The organism is Streptomyces sp. NPDC088707 (assembly GCF_044752725.1).
Lineage (GTDB): Bacteria > Actinomycetota > Actinomycetes > Streptomycetales > Streptomycetaceae > Streptomyces.
In genome coordinates this window covers 151,621-169,786 of the sequence record NZ_JBIVLV010000012.1, presented here as the reverse complement: position 1 = coordinate 169,786, position 18,166 = coordinate 151,621, and the positions used below count along the sequence as shown (strand labels likewise).

Genomic DNA, 18,166 nt, shown 5'->3' with positions numbered 1-18,166 from the left:
CATTCTCGAAGGTTCGGGCGGGTACGGGTCTCGCGGCGTGCCGGACATCCCGTACGGCCACGACTGGGAATCGCGTAGGTGGTGCTGAGGCGGGCTAGGCGGCGCCGGGGGCGGCCGGGGGCCGCTCCCACCGGTCCGGCAGGTGCAGGTCCTCCGGGTCCAGGCCGTTCACGTGGTACTTGCCGACCGCGCTGGTCAGCATCCGCAGTTCGAGGGCGAGGGCTTCGACGAGCCGGATCAGGCCCGCCTCGCGGTCCTCGTCGACGGCGAGCAGCGCGGCGCGGCCGAGACCGACGGCGCGGGCGCCGAGGGCGAGGGCCTTGACGGCACGGGTGCCCTCCCACATGCGTCCGCTGGCGAGGAGGCAGTGGTCGGTGGGTCCGACCCGGCGCAGGCAGTCGGCGAGCGGCAGGCCGACGTGGGTGAGGAAGCCGGTGGGGGCCCAGGCGGTGCCGCCCTCCGCGCCGTCGACGGTGACGGAGTCCGCGCCGGCCGCCCAGGCGGTGGCCGCGGCGTGGGCCACGTCCCGGCCGGGGTGCAGCTTCACCCACACCCGGGCGCGGGGGAAGTTGTTGCGCATGAGGCGGATCTGCTGGCGCAGGATCTCCTCGGTGAAGGTGCCGGGGCTGGCGACCCGGAGCACCTGGTCGCTGCCGGCGCCGAACACCTCGTCGAGGGAGTACTGCTCGGCGACCTGCCCCGCGGTCTCCCGGTCGAGGAGGGTGAGCCCGCCGAGGCCGGGCTTGGCGCCCTGGCCGACCTTGAGCTCGAAGGCGAGCCGGCCGGTGGCGAGCAGGGGTTCCGTGACCGGGTCGCTGTAGACGAGGTTCCACACCTCGGCGTCGGCGTCCTCGGTGGACTGCTGGACGACGACGCCGCCGTGCTCGTCGTCGGCCGCCTCGGCGTAGGCGGCGATCCGGCCGAGCAGCGGGGAGGCGCCGGCCTCGCCCGCGCTGCGGTAGCCGTTGACGGGGACGACGTTCTCGCCGATGACCAGCGGGATGCCGAGCGCTCCGGCCTGCCGTCCGGCGGCCTCGCCGAGGTCGTGGCTGGCGACCCGGGTGGACCCGAAGGCCGACACGTACAGCGGCAGCCGGCTGGTGAACCCGCCGATGACGGTGTCGAGTTCGACATCGCTGTACAGCGGCTCGCGGGCGAGGTCGATGAGCTTCTTCAGCCGCTCGGGCATGAAGACGGGCGGCACGATCCGGATCCGCTCCAGCACGTCGTCCGGGTCGTACCCGGGCCGCCCAGCGGACGGGGCGGGAACGGCGCCGAGCAGTCCGGTGCCGTAGCCCGCCTCGGCGGGGAAGACGGCCCCGGCGCCGTGCCGGGCGCGCTGCCGGACCTGCTCCTCGGGGAAGCCGTCCGCGACGAGTGCGCTGCTCACGCCGACACCACCCCGGGGAGCTTCGGGTAGGCGCTGGCCTGCCAGGCGGCCTGCCGTCCGGTGACGTAGCGGGTGAAGCGCTCGAGACCGATGCCGAAGCCGGAGCTGGCGGGGATGCCGCGGCGGGCCAGGTCCAGGTACCAGCCGTACTTGGCGGGGTTCTCGCCGGTCTCCCGCATGCGGGTGACGAGGGTGGCGTAGTCGTGCTCCCGCTCGCTGCCGCTGGCGAGCTCGCCGTACCCCTCGGGGGCGATGAGGTCGAAGTTCCGCAGCACCCCGGGCTGTTCGGCGTCCTCCTTGTCGTAGAACCCGCGGGAGCCCTTGGGGTAGTCGGTGATGAAGAAGGGGCGGTCGGCGCGGGCCGAGACGATCTCCTCCCCCTGCCAGTCGATCTCGGCGGCCGGGTCCTGGGGGTGGCCGAGGCCGATCAGCTCGGCGGTGGCCCGCTGGTGGCCGACGCGGCCGAACGCACCCGCGAAGATCTCGCGCAGGGCGTCGGTGTCCCGGCCAAGCACGTCGAGTTCGGCCGGCATGTGGGACACGACCTCGGCGACGACATGGGTGACGAGCTGCTCGGCGAGGTCCATCGCGTCCTCGCGGCGGGCGTCGCGTATCTCGACGTCGATCTGGTGGAACTCGGCGAGGTGGCGGTGCGTGACGGCCGTCTCGAGGGGCTCCAGCCGGACGTTGGGCGCGATGTAGAAGATCTTGTCGAAGGCGAGGAGTGAGGCCTGCTTGTAGAGGATCGCGCTCGTCATCATCTTGTACTTGTGGCCGTAGAAGTCGACGTCCACCTGCTTGGAGCCGCGGATGCCGGGGTCGGTGACCGGGCCGATGATGGGCGGCAGCAGCTCCTGGAAGCCGCGGCCGGTCAGGAAGGCACGCGTGGCGGCGAGCATGCGGCTCTGCACGCGCAGGGTGGCCCGGGTCAGCGGATCGGTCAGATGTGCGTCGGGCGACGCCGGGAACGGCAGGAGCGCCTCGTCCACGGCCTCGGCGATGGTGACGGTCATGGTCATACCTCCTGGAGGAGAGGGGCGTCGACGGGGGTGGGGTCGACGTCCTCGGTGCGGGTGTCGAGGTGGTCGTATCGGCGCTGTACGAAGGTCAGCGCGTCGTGGAGTCCGGTCGCGGTGAGCCGGGCGCCGCTGCGTCCGGCGACCCGCCCGATGGGCATGGCCCCGATGTTCGACCAGGTCAGGCGGCCCGCCGCGTCGATGTGGCTGCGGGAGCGGCCGGCGTTGTCGGGGTGCAGGCAGTAGGGGACGTCCAGGTATCCGCGCTCGAAGGCCTTCAGGAGCGCGCTGCCGAGGTCGGTGTGCAGGTCGAGTACGGCGTCCACGAGGGCGCGTGCCTCCGCGTAGACGGGGTTGCCGGCCTCGTCGTCCGTGTCCTCGGCGCCCGCGGTCGCGGCGGCCCGGCGGGCCGCCTCCGTCGCGATGCGCAGAGCCCGGACGTTCTCGGCGACGGTCGGGATGCGGTGGGCCTCGGCGGCGGTCTTCACGATGAGCCGCCGCCCGCCGGCCCGGACCGCGAGCTCGGCGGAGTCCGCCAGGAGGGCGTGGGCTCCGCGGGTGGTCCTCGGGTAGACGCCCATGTAGGTGTAGACGACGACGTGCCAGTCGGTGTCCGGCAGGAGTTCGGCCGCGAGCCGGCGCAGCGCGCGGACCGCCTGCCGGTCCTGCTCGGGGTTGGTCTGCTGGGCGTAGCTGAGCGAGACGGACCGCAGTCCGGCCCGGTGGAAGAAGACCCCCTCCAGGGCGCTGATGGCCACGAGCAGTCCCGGCGGGCAGAGCTGGCCGAGCATGCAGCCGCCGAAGCTCTCCAGGTGGGGTTCCGCGCCGTCGGCGCGGAGGGCGGCCAACTGCCGGCAGGTCTCGTCCCAGTTGCGGACGGAGTCCTCCAGCGGGGTACGGCCGTAGGGCAGGCAGTACGAGACGGGGCCGCCCTCGGTCGCGGTGAGGCCGAGCCTGGCGAGCGCGGCGACGATCCGCTGGGGCCGTGCCGAGCCGTGCCGGACCTGGACGGGGAAGGTGTCGTCCGCGAGTCCGTCCAGGACCCAGTGCGAGGTGCTCGGGCTGTAGGAGGTGATCGGGTAGCCGTTGAGCGGGATGCCGTCGCCCAGGGCGCGGACGGCCGAGGGCTCGTCGCAGACCCGGGTGTAGCTGTCGATGGTGAGGGTGCCGGCGACGGCGTCCGTGGCGGCCTTGGTGGCCGCGAGCCCGGTCCTCATCCGGGCGGGCTCGGAGAAGCCCATGCGGGGCTGGACCACGAGGGCGCCCCTCGCGTGGGCCGCGGCCACGAACCGGCCGAAGGACGTCACCCTGCCACCCCTTCGAGGGAGGCGGCGGAGGCCACCGGGGCGAGGGCGGCGGCGGGGATGCGGCCGGCAGCCGGAGAGCCGCCGCCCGACAGCGGGGCGGGCGTGGCTCCGCCGCCCGACAGCGGGCCGGCTGGCGCGCCGTCGCCCGGGAGCGGGGCTGCCGGGCCGCGCTCGGCGTCCAGTCGGGCGATGAACGCCTCGAAGGCGCCGAGGCCCGCGTCCTGACCCTGCTCCGGGCCGTCCTGGAACACCGCGTCGAAGCCCGCCTCGCGGAGCCGGCGGCCGTGCCCGGCCCGCTGCTCGGCGCCGAGGACGCCCAGCTTGCCGCCGATGACGGCGGGCAGGCCGGCCAGTTCCCAGCGTGAGCGGATCGCCCGGATGAGCTGGTCGGCGTCCTGGAAGCCGTGGCCGTTGACGGTGCTGACCACGAGCAGGTCGGGCTGGTACTTGCCGCAGGATTCGACGATCTCGTCCTGGGGGACGCACGGGCCCAGGTTGATGACGTGGTGTCCCAGGTCCTCGATCAACAGCTGGATGAATACGAGGTTCCAGGTGTGTGCATCGGACGGCAGTCCGGTGACAACGACGTCCAGCGGCCCGGATCGCTCTCGGGACGCCCATTCCGCAGTCTGCATCATCACTTCTTCGTCCACATCGTGGGATGACAAGTGGGAGAAGGAGGTCCTGGATCGCTCGGAACATCCCTTCGGCATCGATCGTAGGAACGCGGAACCCCGCCGACCGGCGCCCCGGGCGGCAGCCGGGCGGCAGTTGCCGGTGCCTGTCGCCGCCGCCCTCCCGGCCCGCCCTACAGTCGAGATCCGCCGCTCCGCAGCCCTGTCGGCCGGAGCGGAACGCGGGAGCACGCGCGTCCGAGAACCCTGAGGAGTGGACCCATGTCCCAGATCGCCCCCGCCGCGGAACTGGCCGCGGCCCTGCGCGACGTCATGACCGATGCCGACCGCCACGAGCCCCTGGGCGAGGCCACGTTCGCCGTGCTGGAGGCGGCGGTGCAGCTGATCGACGCCGACCGGCCGGAGCTGGCGGACCAGCCGCAGCTGCGCACGGAGCTGCTGCGCGAGGCGCTCGGTTCGGTGCGGGCCGCCGCGGTCGCCACCGGCATCGCCGTCACACGCGCCAACGAGGTGTCCCGCGTCCTCGTATAGGTCCCCGGGTGAGGGCCGGCCGTCGCGCGGGAGGCTCGGGCGGTCTGCCGCCCAACTGCCGCCCCGGCTGCCCGAACCGGCGGGCACCGTCTCGTAGCGTCGGGGCACCGGTGCGGCACCGCATCCCCGTTCCACGGAACCCACAGAGGTGAAGCCATGGCAACCAATCCGTTCGACGACGCCGACGGCCGTTTCGTCGTCCTGGCCAACGACGAGGGCCAGCACTCGCTGTGGCCCGCCCGGATCCGCCGCCCGGAGGGCTGGCAGCTGGTCCGCGAGGAGGGCAGCAAGCAGGAGTGCGCCGAGTACATCGAGGCCAACTGGACGGATCTGCGGCCCCGTTCGGTGGTCGCCGCGATGGGCGGCTGACGACGGTCGCCCACACGCGGGGGCGGCGTCGGTACCGGGTTCCACGAACCCGTACCGACGCCGCCCCCGTCCGTTTCGGACCTGCCGCTCAGTTCTCGCCGACCACGCACCACTCCAGTACGGCCATCGCCGCGGTCATCTTGTGGTGGGCCTGCCGCCACGCGAGGCTGCGCTCACCGTCGAGGACCTCGTCGGTGACCTCCTGGCCGCGCACGGCGGGCAGGTCGTGCAGGAAGACGGTGTCCGGGCCGCTGTACCGCTCGAAGAACGCGCGGTCGATGGCGAAGCCCTCGAACGCCGCGAGCCAGTCGGGGTCCGCCTTCGGTACGCCCATGGTCTGCCAGCGGCTCGTGTAGACCGCGTCGACGGGGCCCTCGACCTCGGCCGGGTCGGTGATCCGGCGCACCTGGTGGTCGCCGCCGCTCAGTTCGTCGACGAGGTCCATGGTGCTCTTGGGCACCTCGTACCCCTCGGGGCTGAGCAGGGTGATCCGCAGCCCGGGGGTGAGCGCGCCGGCCAGTGCGAGCGCCGCGCCGGAGCTGTTGCCCTCGCCGACGACGAGCACATGGAGTCCGGCGAGCTTCCCGAAGTGTTCGGCGAGCGTCGTCAGGTCGGCGATCGCCTGGGTCGGGTGCTCGTCGAGGCTGAGGGCGTTCACCACAGCGAGGTCCGGGCTGCCGCCGAGGCGGCGCATCTCCGCCACGTCGCCGTTGGTGCGGACGACTAGCGCGTCGAGGTACTGGCCGAGGACGCGGCTGGTGTCCTCCACGGTCTCACCGGTGGTCAGCTGGAGTTCGTCGGGGCCGAAGGTGATGACGTCGGCGCCCAGCCGGGTGGCGCCGCTCCAGAACGAGGTCCGGGTCCGGGTGGACGACTTGCGGAAGTAGACCCCGACCTGGCGTCCGGCCAGCGGCTTGTCGTCGACGCCGCCGGTGCCGAACTCGACGGCGCGGGCGACGATACGGGCGAGCTGCTCGGGCTTCAGGTCGGCGAGCGAGATCAGGTTGCGCATGGCGGACGGGCCTTTCTTCGGAGGAGGAAGGGGAGGGGAAGAGGAAGGGAGGGGAAGGGAGGGGAAGACGAGCGGAGGGAGAGTCGGGGCCCGCTCAGGTGGAGACGAGCGCCGCCGCCGGTACGAGCGAGGCGGCGCGTTCGGCGGCGAGCTGCCGCACCAGGTTGAGCACCCCGAACCGGGGGGCTCCGTCCTCGTCGCCGGGAAGGCGCCGCACGAGGCCGCGCAGCATCAGTGCGTGGACGTCGCGCACCACGGCGGCCGGTGTCGCCGACAGGCCTGCGGCGGCCTGGTCGGCGCTCCAGCCGTCGGGAAGGAGGCTCAGGTCGCCGAGCAGCGCAGCGGGTCCGTCGTCGAGCCGCGCCACGGCCGCCGCGAGCAGCGCGGCGAGCCCCTCGCCGCCCGCGTCGCCACCGGCGTCCCCGGCGGTCACGTCGTCGACGACGTCGAGCGGCGTGGTCCGCGCGATCCGCAGCAGCTCCGCGGGAGAGCGCAGCAGCAGCCAGGAGGCGGCGGCCTCCATCGCCCGCGGCACACCGTCGAGGGCCCGGCTGATCCGGGCCACCGTGCGCACCAGCGAGTCGCCGGGCATCAGGTCGGGGCGCATGTGACCGACGTACGACAGCATGAGCTCGACGGCGGGCTGCCCGGCGGTCAGGGAGGCGCCGGGCGCCTCGGCCCCGCTCGGGGCGTCCGCCGGCTCCGGGTCGGGTACCGGCAGCGGGCCGAGCGGCAGCATCCGGTTGCCCGGGGTGCGGTGCGGCTCGCGCGTGGTGATCAGCACCTTGAGCCCCTCGCAGACGTGCAGCAGTTCGAGGAGCGGGGGCGTGAGGCGGGGGCCGGCGTCGTGGCCGTCGAGGACGAGCAGGGTGGCCCGGCCGCGTATCACGGAGGCGAGTTCGTCCAGGCCACGGCCGCCGAGGGCGAGGGAACGGGCCCAGCCCGTCAGCGCGGACCGCGGACTGCGGGTCCCGGCGGGCCCGGCCGCCGGCGGCGCCGTCTCGGTCATGTCGACCCAGACGACGGGGGTCCGGTCGCGGCCGTGGAGCAACAGGGCTGCCTCCTGGGCCAGTCGCGTCTTGCCCACGCCGGCCAGGCCCACCACGCTGAGGAGTCGCTCGTGCTCGGTGGCCAGCAGGCCGGTCAGGACGCGGAGTTCCTCGGTGCGGCCGACGAGTCTGCGCAACGGCTTGGGCGGCGGTGCCAGTTCGGCGCCGTACGCCTCGCGCATCACCGTGCCGGCCTCCGCCCCCTCGACGGCCAGCTCCAGGGCGGCGCGGCGGGCGTCGCTCAGCCGCATGGCGCCGGCGAGCAGCCGGAGCGTCTCCCGGCGCGGGTGCCGCACCCGCCCCTGCTCCAGATCGCGGATGGCCCGCACGCTGACGGTCGACAGCCCGGCCAGCTGCTCCTGGGTGATCCCTGCCCACTGCCGTGCCGCCCGCAGCTGCTCGGCGAGCCCGTCCGGCGATGCCTGTTCGGTCATGACCAGTCTCCTTGCTGCATGGGGGTCCTCAGTGGCGAGGGCCGTGAAGGAGTCGGCCTCGTGGGTCATACGGTGGCGGAACCGCTTACCGATCCCGTACCGCCTCGTTCCCGGGGGTCACGGGAACGGGCTAGGATCCGCAAACACCGGCGCCGAGGGCGTGGGCGGGAGACCTGGGGGGGTGCTCGCGGCAATGACCGCTGCCGAGGAGCAATCGCTGAGATTCAACGTGCTGGGCCCCCTGGAGGGCTGGGCCGACGGCTCCCGGCTGAGGCTGGGGGGCCTCATCCAGGAACGCGTGCTCGGTACGCTGCTCCTGGAGCCGGGACGGGTGCTGCCGATCGGCCGGCTCGTGGAGTCGGCCTGGGCCGAGGACCCGCCGGCGACCGCCTCGCACCAGGTCCGCAAGGCGGTCGCGGATCTGCGTCGGCGCATCCCCGCGGGCAGCGAGGTCATCGTCACCGACGGCCCCGGATACCGGGCGGTCCTCGCTCCGGAGCAGCTCGACCTGACGGAGTTCGGCAGTCTTGTGAGATCGGCCCGGGACGCCCCGGGCGAAGGCCGGGCGGTCGACGCGGTGGAGTCGCTGCGCCGTGCCCTCGGCCTCTGGCGGGGACCGATCCTGTCGGGGGCGGGCGGCCCGGTGATCGAGGCGGCGGCCACCGCGCTCGAGGAGCGCAGACTCGCCGCGGCGGAGCAGCTCTTCGATCTCCGCCTCGGTCTCGGCGAGACGGCGGAACTCGTCGTCGATCTGCGGGATCTGGTGCAGGCGCATCCCCTGCACGAGTCGCTGCGCGCCCAGTTGATGCTCGCCCTGTACCGCGCGGGCCGGCAGGCCGAGGCGCTCGAGGAGTACAGCCGGGTCCGCGAGCTGCTTGTGGAGGAGCTGGGCGTCGACCCGGGTCCCCGGTTGACCAAGGTGTACGAGGGGATCCTGCGCGACAGCCCGGAGCTGGCCGCCCCCGCTCCCCCGCCCGTCGCGGCCCCGGTCGCCGTGCCGGAGGCCGCGCCCACCGAGGCGCCGTGCACCCTGCCGTACGACCTGGCGGACTTCACCGGCCGCGGCGACGAACTGCGGGAGCTGCTCGACTCGGCCGGCCGGGACTGCGCGCGGCATTCCCGGATCGTGGCCCTGGACGGCATGGGCGGCAGCGGCAAGACCTCCCTCGCCGTGCACGCGGCGCACTCGCTCGCCGCCGAGTTCCCCGACGGCCAGCTCTACATCGACCTGCGCGGCTATACCCCCGGCGAGCAGCCGGTGACCGCGGGCGGAGCGCTCGACATCCTGTTACGCGCGCTGGGTGTGCCGGGCTCGCGCATCCCGGAGGACCTTTCGGGCCGTACCGCGCTGTGGCGGTCGACCGTCACCGGGAAGCGGCTGCTGCTCCTCCTCGACAACGCCGCCGACGCCGACGGCGTACGACCTCTGCTGCCCACCACGCCCGGCTGCCTGGTCCTCGTCACCAGCCGGGCCCGGCTGGTGGACCTCGACTCGGCGCAGTGGATCTCGATCGACGTGATGTCGCCTGCGGAGTGCGCGGCGCTGATGGCGGAGACGCTGGGCGAGCAGCGGTACGCGGCGGAACCGGAGGCGGCGGCCGAGCTGGCCCGGCTGTGCGGTCATCTTCCCCTGGCACTGCGGATCGCGACGGCCCGGCTGCGCAACAGGCCGCGCTGGACGCTGCGTTATCTGGCCGACCGGCTGCGGGACGAGACGCGCCGGCTGGACGAGCTGAGTTCGGGGCAGCGGAGCGTCGCCGCCACCCTGCGTCTGTCGTACCAGGCCCTGGAGCAGGACTGCCGGACCGCGTTCCGCAGCCTGGCGCTGCATCCCGGCGGCGAGCTCGACGTGTACGCGGCGGCCGCTCTTCTGGAGACCGGTCCGGCCGACGCCGAGGACATCCTCGAACTCCTCCTGGACGTCCATCTGCTGCAGCAGCCCGAGATCGGTCTGTACACCTTCCACGACCTGGTGCGCAGCTTCGCGCAGAGCCTCAGGTCGACGGCGACGGAGGAGGACGACTCCGCGTCGACGCGCCGGCTGCTCGACTACTACCTGGCGGCGACGGAGTCGGCCTGCCGGGTGATGTTCCCCGGCCGGCGCCGCATTCCCACCGAGGTGGCGGAGGTGGAGGACGCGGACGAGTGGCGCGCCCGGCTTCCGCGGTTCCCGGAGAGCGAGCAGGCCGAGCAGTGGTTCGCGCGGGAGCAGGGGTCGCTCCTCGGGGCGGTGGGCCTGGCCGACCGGCTCGGACACGATCGCCACACCGTGTTCCTGAGCCGCAATCTGGCCTTCCAGCTCAGTGCGCGGGGCCAGTTGGAGGAGTTCCGCTCGATGGGGCTCCTGGCGGTGGCCGCCGCGCGCCGGCTGGGTGAGCTGCCGCTGCTGGGGGTGAGCCTGTCCAATCTGGGCGTGGCCTGCTGGAAGCTGGGCCGGTTCGCCGAGGGCATCGAGGTGGCCACGGAGGGCCGGGACGTCGCCGAACGACTGGGTGACGTCCAGACGTTGGCCCACAGCGAGGGCGCCCTCGGCCAGCTGAACAGTCTGCTCGGCCGGTTCCCGCAGGCGCTGTCCCATCTGGAGAAGTCGATCGCGCACCAGCGGGAGCTGGGCGCCAGTCGTGCGGAGGCGGAGAGCCTCACCCTGCTCAGCACCCTGTACGAGCAGTGGGGGCGGCACGAGGAGGCGGCGTCGGCGGCCCGTCGGGCGATCGCGCTCTGCGACGAACTGGGCCAGCACGAGAACAAGTTGGTGGCCTTCACGGACCTGGCGTTCGCGCATGCCTGCCTCGGTGACAACGAGGCCGCCGACACGTGCCTCGCGCGGGCGCGGGCGCTGTGCACCGAGAACAGCGACCCGGGACAGGTGGCCCTGGCCCTCGCGCTGCTCGCGGAGGTCGCCCAGCGTCTCGGCCGGGACGAGCAGGCCGTCCGGTACGCGGACCGGGCCATCGAGACCATCGGGCCAAACGTTTCTCCTCTGCGCCGGGCCAAGGTCGAGAACACCGTCGGCCGCTATCTCTACAAGCGCAAGGAGTACGTGGCGGCGCTCGGCCTGCACGAGAGCGCCCACGAGGTGGCGCACTCCCTCGACTTCCGCATCGAGATGGCCTACGCCCTGTCCGGCATGGCCCGCGCCCAGGCCGCCCTCGGCCTCTCGGAGGAGGCGGCGCGCAACGAGCGCTCGGCGGAGGAACTGTTCGGCGAGATGGGCGTCCCCGCGGAACGCCGTCGCAGCTGACGTGGCCGGCATAGCCGGCACAGCCCATGTAGCTCGACGCATCCGACGCGGCTGACGTGACTGACATGGCTGCCGAAACCGATGCGGCTGATGTGGCTCCGTAGGCGACACAGCCGGCGTACGGGGCGGGACTCAGGCGGCGAAGACGCTCTGACCGCCGGCGGCGGGCGCGCCCTTGCCGATCACGGTGGGTCCCTGGTCGTCGGTGGCACCGGCCTGGACGACGCCCCCCTTGCCGATCACGGTGGGGCCCTGGTCGTCCGTCGCACCGGCCTGGACGACGCCACCCTTGCCGATCACGGTGGGGCCCTGGTCGTCCGTCGCACCGGCCTGGACGACGCGGGACCCGATGACGGTCGGGCCCTGGTCGTCCGTCGCACCGGCCTGCACGACTCCACCCTTACCGATCACCGTCGGGCCCTGGTCGTCGGCCTGGACCTGGACGCCCGCCGGCCGGCTCTGCTCGGGACCCGCCTCCACCGTGACCCCGAGCCCGAGGGCGAGAGCGGCGGCGACGACGATCCCGGCGAATCCAGTCGACTTGCGTCCCATGGTCATATCCCCTTTACGTGGTTTTCTCCGGTTCTGCTTCCCGACACCACGTACTCTCCGGTGACCCGTTCCCGGACCGTTCCCGAGCCGATACCGCCTTCCGGTACGGCACGGGAACGCACCCGGGAACGCCAGGTCAGCCCGGGTACAACCCTCCTGTGAAATCCCGCTCGGCCCGCCGAGGGCGCCCCCGGCGGCCCCTCTCAGCCCGGCGCCCCCGCCCCCGCCCCCGGCTCGCGCGCGAACACGGTCGCGCCGCCGCCCAGCCGGCAACTGACCACCCGCGGCCCCCGCTCGGTGAGGACCACGGTGGTACACACCCGCCCGGATCCGATGTCCGCGAGATCGAGCAGCGCGCGCACGGTCGCGCGCAGCGCCGCGACCTCTTCCTCGTCGGGCCCGGCACGGTCGGGCGGGGGCTGGCCGGGGCCGCGCAGCGCCCTGATGTCCACCACGGTGTGCATGCTGTTGTCGCTGACGGTCTCGACGGTGAACTCGGGCCCGTCCCAGGACCCCTCTCCGTCCGTACGGGCATCCGGCAGGCCCGCGCGTTCACCCTCGACCGACCGCTCGATGGCGGACAGCTCCTGAAGGATGTGGCGCAGGCCCTCGGCCACGTCGATCCGGTCCGGGGGATGTTTCATCGAAAGACTCCTCCTGCAGAGAACTACTCCGCCAGAGTCGAGCGCCCCGATACCGTTTCTCTCCCGCTCCGGTCCCGCCGTACGGGCCCGGCCCCGCGAGGGCTCAGCCGTTGACCGGCAGCACGTCCGGGGAGAGGGCCCCCGCCCGGGCCGAGGCGGAGGTCATCCGGCGCCGGTGATGGCGCCGGCACAGCACCTCGTAACCGATCTCCTCGGCCGGGCGGTTCACGTCGCCGACGACGACCTGCGCGCCCTCGACGACCATCTCGCCGCCCACGGTGCGGGCGTTGTGCGTGGCGCGGGCGCCACACCAGCACAGGGCCTCGACCTGGAGCTGCTCGATGCGGTCCGCCAGCTCGATGAGCCGCTGCGAGCCGGGGAAGAGCTTCGTCCTGAAGTCGGTGGTGATGCCGAAGGCGAACACGTCGAGACCGAGGTCGTCGACGACCCGGGCGAGCTGGTCGATCTGCTCCGGGGCGAGGAACTGGGCCTCGTCGACGATCACGTAGTCGGCCTTGCCGCCCTGGGAGAGCTGGGCGACGAGGTACGCGTACAGGTCCATGCCCTGCGGCGCCTCGACCGCCTCCGTCACCAGGCCGAGCCGGGAGGAGAGCTTGCCCTCGCCCGCCCGGTCGTCACGGGTGAAGATCACGCCCTGGAGCCCTCGCGCGTCACGGTTGTGGGCGATCTGGAGGGCCAGGGTGCTCTTCCCGCAGTCCATGGTTCCGGAGAAGAAGACCAGCTCGGGCATGACGGGACGGGGACCTTTCAGGTCGTGGAGGGGAAGGGGGTCCGGGGCGTCCGGGGGGCCGGAGTCCGGAGGGTTCAGGAGCGGACTTCGAGCAGCGGGACGAGCTGCTCCGCAGGGGTCATGGACCCGTGCATGCCGACCATCGCGGACTCGTGGGGCTCGTTCACGGAGGCGGTGATCGCCACGTCGTCGTGGGCGGCGGCGACGACGTCGCCGATCCGCCCGTACACGCGCTCGTCGATCTCGTCCCCGAACCAGCCGAGCGAGATCGCCTCGTCGCGGCTCGCGACCCAGAACTGCTCGCCGATCACCTCGCGCCAGCAGGTGAGCACGTCCGCCTCGGCACCGGGCACGGCGTAGACGTGCCGGGCACGTCCCTCGCCGCCGAGGAGGGCGACGCCCGCGCGGAGCTCCCAGTCCTCGTCGAAGTCGATGCGGTGCTGCTCGTCGAAGGGGATGTCGACCATGCCGTGGTCGGCCGTGACGTACAGGGCCGACCGGGGCGGGAGCTGCTCGGCGAGCCGCTGCACGAGCCGGTCGACGAACATCAGCTGGCCTCGCCAGGCGTCGGAGTCGATGCCGAAGCGGTGTCCCGCGCCGTCGAGTTCGCTGTAGTACGTGTAGACCAGCGAGCGGTCGCCGGCGGCGAGCTGCTCGGCGGCGAAGTCCATCCGCTCCTCGCCGGAGAGCCGGCCGTGGAACGTGCCGCCGCTGAGCGCGACCTTGGTGAGCGGGGTCTGCTCGAAGATCGGGGAGGAAACCTGGGCGGTGTGGACCCCGGCCTCGTGGGCGAGCCGGAAGACGGTGGGGTACGGCTGCCAGACGCGCGGCGAGGTCCACGGCTTCCAGCGGAGCTGGTTCATCAGCTCGCCGGTGTCCGGATTGCGCACGGTGTAGCCGGGCAGCCCGTGCGTACCGGGGTAGCGGCCGGTGCCGACGGAGGCGAGCGAGGTCGCCGTGGTGGCGGGGAAGCCGGCGGTGATCGGGCGGCCGGTGCCGCCGCGCGAGGAGCCGAGGAGCGAGGTCAGATAGGGGGCCTCGTCCGGGTGGGCCCTGATCTGCTCCCAGCCGAGCCCGTCGATCAGGAAGACGCAGTTCCGGTCGGCCGGGGAGAGCTCGGCGATCCGGGCCTCGCACCCGGGCACGCCCTGACCGGCGACGAGCGTCGGCAGCACGTCGCCGAGGGAGCCGAAGGTGTACTCGGGGACCGGCGCGGTGTCCGGGGCGAGCGGAACCGGGTCGTCGGGCCAGCCGTGGGTCACGGCGGTCGGCTGCACCATCAGCGCGTGGGGGCGGCGGTGGCCGCGATGGCTTCGGACAGGGCCTGGGCGAAGACGAGGGTCTGCCGGACGGTGTCCGGGCCGTCCCCGGCCTCGCTCACCCGGAGGCTGAGGTCGTCGGCGGTGGCGTTGCCCGTGTAGCCGTGGTCGGCGTCGCAGTTGGCGTCGCCGCAGGCGGCGGGCTCCAGGTCGATGCGGGAGACGGCACCCCAGCCGATGGTGAGGACCACCTCGCGGGGCAGCGTGCCGGGAGTGTACGACTCCGGGTTGGCGACGACACGGCTGACGACGACCGACGAGATCCGGTCGAGCTTCACGGACTCGGTGGACGTCGTGGCGTACGGCGTCGGGGAGCTGGTGTCGGCGGCCTGCTCGTCGGTGTGGCTGACGATGAAGCGGTGCGGCGTCAGGACGAGGACGGTGACATGGCGCCGGACCTCGTTGGCGTCGAACGTGGTCTCCTGGTGCACGACGTACGACGCGACGGCCTCGCCGCCGACAGCGGCCTCCACCGCCTCGGCCACGAGGGCCGGGTAGTAGCCGCTGCGCTCGATCGCCGCGCGCAGCCCCTGGGTCGTCGTACCGGTCTTCGCCATGGACTCCATCCTACGGGGCGGTGGGCCCCTCTCCGGCCCTTCAGTAGCTCGGCAGGCTGCGCGGGCCCAGGTCGGTGCGGGGCGGCGGCGGGGCCAGCCGGACGGTGGCGCCGAGGACGGACAGTCCGCGCGGTGCCACGACCACCGGCTCCAGGGAGACGGCGACCACCTCGGGGTGGTCGTCGACCAGCCGGGAGACCCGGAGCAGTACCTCTTCCAGCGCCGGGGTGTCGACGGGGGCGGAGCCGCGCCAGCCGAACAGCAGCGGGGCGGTGCGGAGGGACCGGACCAGTTCGGCGACGTCCCGGTCGGTGGCCGGCACCAGCCGGTGGGCCGTGTCGCCGAGCAGCTCGGACGCGGCGCCCGCGAGGCCGAAGGAGAGGACCGCGCCGACGGCCGGGTCGATGGCGGAGCGGACGACGGTGTCGACGCCCCGGGGCACCATCGCCTGGACGACCGGCTGGAGCTCCTCGGGCTTGCCGAGGACCTCGGTCAGCTCGGCGTAGGCCGTACGGAGCTGTTCCTCGGACGCCAGATCGAGCCGTACGCCCCCGAGGTCGGGGCGGTGGCGGAGGTGGGGCGCGGTCGTCTTGAGGGCGACCGGGTAGCCGAGCCGGCCGGCGGCCGCGACGGCGGCGTCGGGGGTGGGCGCGGGCAGCGTGGGCAGCACGGCGATGCCGTAGCGGGCGAGCAGCTCCCCCGCCTGCGCGGTGTCGAGGGTCACACCGCGTGGGTCGGCTTCGTCGCCGCCGAGCACCCGCTCGATGAGCGCGGCGGCCCCTGCCTCGTCGATGTCCTCGTACTCGGGCACCCGTCCGGGCTCGGCGGCCTGCCGCCGCCACTGCCCGTACCGCACGGCCTCGGCCAGCGCCCGCACGGCCCGCTCGGCGGCGGGGTAGGAGGGGATGGTGGCGGGCGGGACTCGTACGGGCGCGGACGCCGGGTCTCCGGCGCCGGAGGCGGAGGCGGAGGCGGAGACGGAGGCGGAGACGGCGCTGGAGCCGGCGCCGGACGCGGGAGCCGGTGCCGCCTCGGCCGGGGTCGCTCCCGGGACGCCGGGGGCGGACACGGCGGGGGCGGTCACCGCGGAGCCGCTCGTCCCCGGGCCGGCCGTCCCGGGACCGGCTTCACCGGGCTCGGGCCGGAGGCCGGTGGGCCCGGACTCGCGCTCGGGCCCGGAGCCTGTGGGCCCCGCCCCGGGGACGGTCCCGGACCCGGCGGTCCCGGCCCCCGGTGCGACCCCCGGTGCCGCCGGGAGTCCGGTCGGCCGGGGTCCCGGGGCGGCGGTCGCGCCCCGGCCCGGTGCCGTCGGGCGCGTGCTCGTGGCGACGGCGAGGGCCTCCGCGAGGCCGCCCATCTCGACATGGACGACGACGACCGGCTTCGTGGGGGCCTCGGCGGAGGCGACGGCCTCGCGGAGGGAGGCGGCGAGCACCTCTCCGTCGCCGAACTCGGTGGCGCCGTTCTCCCCGACCCACGGGATCGCGTTCACGACGACCGCGTCGGAGGTCTCGTCCGCGAGCGCCGCCACGAGGGCGTCCCGGAAGTCCGCCGGTTCCGCCGCCGTGGTGAGGTCGAGCGGCCGCAGCGGGCGCAGCCCCTCCGTCAGGCAGGCGTCGTACGTGAGGAGGCCGAGGGACTCGGAGTTGCCGAGGATCGCGACCCGGGGCCCGGCGGGCAGCGGCTGGGCGGCGAGCAGCACTCCGGCGTCCACCAGCTCGGTGACGGTGTCGACGCGGATGACGCCGGCCTGGCGGAGCAGCGCGGAGACCGTCGCGTGCGGGATGCGGGTGACCGGCACGCGGTGTCCGGGCGGCGCGCTGCCGCTGTGCCGGGCGCCCTTGACGACGACGACCGGCTTGACGGCGGCGGTGCGGCGCGCCAGCCGGGTGAACTTCCGGGGGTTGCCGATCGACTCCAGGTAGAGCAGGACGACGTCGGTGCCGGGGTCGTCGTACCAGTGCTGGAGGAAGTCGTTGCCGGAGACGTCGGCGCGGTTGCCGGCCGAGATGAAGGAGGAGAGCCCGGCGCCCCGCCGGTGCAGTCCGGCGAGGAGGGCGATGCCGATGGCGCCGGACTGGGTGAAGAGGCCGATCCGCCCGGCGGCCGGCATCTGCGGGGCGAGGGAGGCGTTGAGCCGGGTGTCGGCGGCGGTGTTGATGATCCCGAAGGCGTTCGGGCCGATGATCCTCATGCCGTACGAGCGGGCCTGCCGGACCAGCTGGCGCTGCCGCTCGCGCCCGTCGGCCCCGCTCTCGGCGTATCCGGCGGAGAGGACGACCAGACCCTGGACACCGTGCTCGCCGCAGTCGGCGACGACTTCCGGCACCCGTTCGGCGGGGACGGCGACGATCGCCAGGTCGACGGGCTCGCCGATGGCCGCGACGGAGGGGTGGGCGGGGACGCCGTCGAACTCGACGGGCCCGCCGTCCCCGGCGAGCGCGGCGTTGACCGCGTACACGCGTCCGGTGTACCCGGCCCCGAGGAGGTTGCGCAGGACCGTCCGGCCGACGCCGCCCGGTGCGCGGCCGGCGCCGACGACGGCGACGGACCGCGGGGTGAGGAGGCGCTGCACGGAGCGGGCCTCGGCGCGCTGCTCCCGCGCGCGCTGCACGGCGAGGGAGCGGTCGGTGGGTTCGAGGTCGAGGTGGAGCCGTACGGACCCGTCCTCGAAGCTGCGCTTCTGGGTGTAGCCCGCGTCCGTGAACACCTTGATCATCTTGTTGTTGGCGGGGAGCACCTCGGCGGCGAAGCGCCGGATGTCCCGCTCGCGGGCGACGGCCGCGATGTGTTCGAGCAGGGCGGAGGCGACACCGCGTCCCTGGTGGGCGTCCTGGACGAGGAAGGCGACCTCGGCCTCGTCGGCCGGGGCGGAGGCGGGCAGCCCCCGGTCGTTGATGCGGTCGTAGCGCACGGTGGCGATGAACTCGCCGCCCACGGTCGCCGCGAGGCCGACCCGGTCCACGAAGTCGTGGTGGGTGAAGCGGTGCACGTCCTTGGCGGACAGCCGCGGGTAGGGGGCGAAGAAGCGGTAGTACTTCGACTCGTCCGAGACCTGCTCGTAGAAGCTGACGAGGCGGTCGGCGTCGTCGGCCGTGATGGGCCGGATGCGCGCGGTGCCGCCGTCGCGGAGCACCACGTCCGCTTCCCAGTGGTCGGGGTAGTCGTGCTCCGGCAGCTGGTCCGACGCGCTCTGCATGGGGTCAGCCTACGGCCGCCGCACGGCGGTGGCACCGGTCGCGACACGGCGACGACCCGGGCCGCGACACGGGGACGGCTCGGGGTGCGACACGGGGGTGGCACGGGTCGCGACACGGCGACGACCCGGGCCGCGACACGGCGGCGACACCGCTCGCGCG

The 18,166-nt window shown here is 73.9% G+C and carries 15 protein-coding genes; 3 read left to right on the top strand and 12 right to left on the bottom strand.

The window, feature by feature from the left end; all coding sequences use genetic code 11:
- Nucleotides 1–94: 94 nt before the first annotated feature.
- Genes ACIP84_RS31520 through ACIP84_RS31505 form a run of 4 tightly spaced genes read right to left on the bottom strand, consistent with a single transcriptional unit; the run spans nt 95 to nt 4,351 of the window.
- Nucleotides 95–1,390: a glutamate synthase-related protein gene (locus ACIP84_RS31520; RefSeq protein WP_401802474.1), complete on the bottom strand. Its 1,296-nt coding sequence runs from the start codon at nt 1,388–1,390 to the stop codon at nt 95–97.
- Nucleotides 1,387–2,409: an asparagine synthetase A gene (locus tag ACIP84_RS31515; protein WP_401802471.1), complete on the bottom strand. Its 1,023-nt coding sequence runs from the start codon at nt 2,407–2,409 to the stop codon at nt 1,387–1,389. The genes ACIP84_RS31520 and ACIP84_RS31515 overlap by 4 nt, the downstream gene beginning before the upstream one ends.
- On the bottom strand, nt 2,406–3,713 hold the full coding sequence (locus tag ACIP84_RS31510; protein WP_401802468.1) for a methylaspartate mutase: 1,308 nt from the start codon (nt 3,711–3,713) through the stop codon (nt 2,406–2,408). The genes ACIP84_RS31515 and ACIP84_RS31510 overlap by 4 nt, the downstream gene beginning before the upstream one ends.
- On the bottom strand, nt 3,710–4,351 hold the full coding sequence (locus ACIP84_RS31505; RefSeq protein ID WP_401802465.1) for a cobalamin B12-binding domain-containing protein: 642 nt from the start codon (nt 4,349–4,351) through the stop codon (nt 3,710–3,712). The genes ACIP84_RS31510 and ACIP84_RS31505 overlap by 4 nt, the downstream gene beginning before the upstream one ends.
- 258 nt (nt 4,352–4,609) lie before the next feature.
- Here ACIP84_RS31505 and ACIP84_RS31500 point away from each other — a divergent pair, with 258 nt between their 5' ends.
- Both ACIP84_RS31500 and ACIP84_RS31495 read left to right on the top strand, forming a co-directional pair.
- Nucleotides 4,610–4,879, top strand: coding sequence for a hypothetical protein (locus ACIP84_RS31500; RefSeq protein ID WP_209497201.1), 270 nt, complete (start codon nt 4,610–4,612; stop codon nt 4,877–4,879).
- A gap of 156 nt (nt 4,880–5,035) precedes the next feature.
- Nucleotides 5,036–5,248: an MbtH family NRPS accessory protein gene (locus ACIP84_RS31495; RefSeq protein ID WP_055602877.1), complete on the top strand. Its 213-nt coding sequence runs from the start codon at nt 5,036–5,038 to the stop codon at nt 5,246–5,248.
- An 88-nt stretch (nt 5,249–5,336) separates the two neighbouring features.
- Here ACIP84_RS31495 and ACIP84_RS31490 read toward each other — a convergent pair whose 3' ends face one another.
- Both ACIP84_RS31490 and ACIP84_RS31485 read right to left on the bottom strand, forming a co-directional pair.
- Nucleotides 5,337–6,260, bottom strand: coding sequence for an ornithine carbamoyltransferase (locus tag ACIP84_RS31490; RefSeq protein WP_266970029.1), 924 nt, complete (start codon nt 6,258–6,260; stop codon nt 5,337–5,339).
- 94 nt (nt 6,261–6,354) lie between these two features.
- On the bottom strand, nt 6,355–7,743 hold the full coding sequence (locus ACIP84_RS31485) for a helix-turn-helix domain-containing protein (RefSeq protein ID WP_355959509.1): 1,389 nt from the start codon (nt 7,741–7,743) through the stop codon (nt 6,355–6,357).
- A 193-nt stretch (nt 7,744–7,936) separates the two neighbouring features.
- On the opposite strand from ACIP84_RS31485, the gene ACIP84_RS31480 reads away from it, so the two are divergent.
- On the top strand, nt 7,937–10,984 hold the full coding sequence (locus ACIP84_RS31480; protein ID WP_401802460.1) for a BTAD domain-containing putative transcriptional regulator: 3,048 nt from the start codon (nt 7,937–7,939) through the stop codon (nt 10,982–10,984).
- A gap of 132 nt (nt 10,985–11,116) precedes the next feature.
- Here the strand turns inward: ACIP84_RS31480 and ACIP84_RS31475 are convergent, their stop codons facing one another.
- From ACIP84_RS31475 to ACIP84_RS31450, 6 genes are all read right to left on the bottom strand, one after another.
- The gene (locus ACIP84_RS31475) at nt 11,117–11,536 is read right to left on the bottom strand and encodes a hypothetical protein (RefSeq protein ID WP_401802457.1); all 420 of its coding nucleotides are present in this window, start codon (nt 11,534–11,536) and stop codon (nt 11,117–11,119) included.
- A gap of 203 nt (nt 11,537–11,739) precedes the next feature.
- Entirely contained in the window at nt 11,740–12,180 is a 441-nt protein-coding gene (locus ACIP84_RS31470; protein WP_401802454.1) for a hypothetical protein, read from the bottom strand.
- A gap of 103 nt (nt 12,181–12,283) precedes the next feature.
- The gene (locus ACIP84_RS31465) at nt 12,284–12,931 is read right to left on the bottom strand and encodes a thymidine kinase (protein ID WP_401802451.1); all 648 of its coding nucleotides are present in this window, start codon (nt 12,929–12,931) and stop codon (nt 12,284–12,286) included.
- Nucleotides 12,932–13,005: 74 nt separating this feature from the next.
- Nucleotides 13,006–14,211, bottom strand: coding sequence for a nucleotide pyrophosphatase/phosphodiesterase family protein (locus ACIP84_RS31460; RefSeq protein WP_355959517.1), 1,206 nt, complete (start codon nt 14,209–14,211; stop codon nt 13,006–13,008).
- Nucleotides 14,211–14,807 carry a DUF5998 family protein gene (locus ACIP84_RS31455; protein WP_030325407.1) on the bottom strand — a complete coding sequence of 199 codons (597 nt, stop codon included), beginning with the start codon at nt 14,805–14,807 and terminating at the stop codon, nt 14,211–14,213. The genes ACIP84_RS31460 and ACIP84_RS31455 overlap by 1 nt, the downstream gene beginning before the upstream one ends.
- A gap of 40 nt (nt 14,808–14,847) precedes the next feature.
- Nucleotides 14,848–18,006, bottom strand: a complete 3,159-nt coding sequence (locus ACIP84_RS31450) for a GNAT family N-acetyltransferase (protein WP_401802446.1) — start codon at nt 18,004–18,006, stop codon at nt 14,848–14,850.
- Between the last annotated feature and the right edge of the window lie 160 nt (nt 18,007–18,166).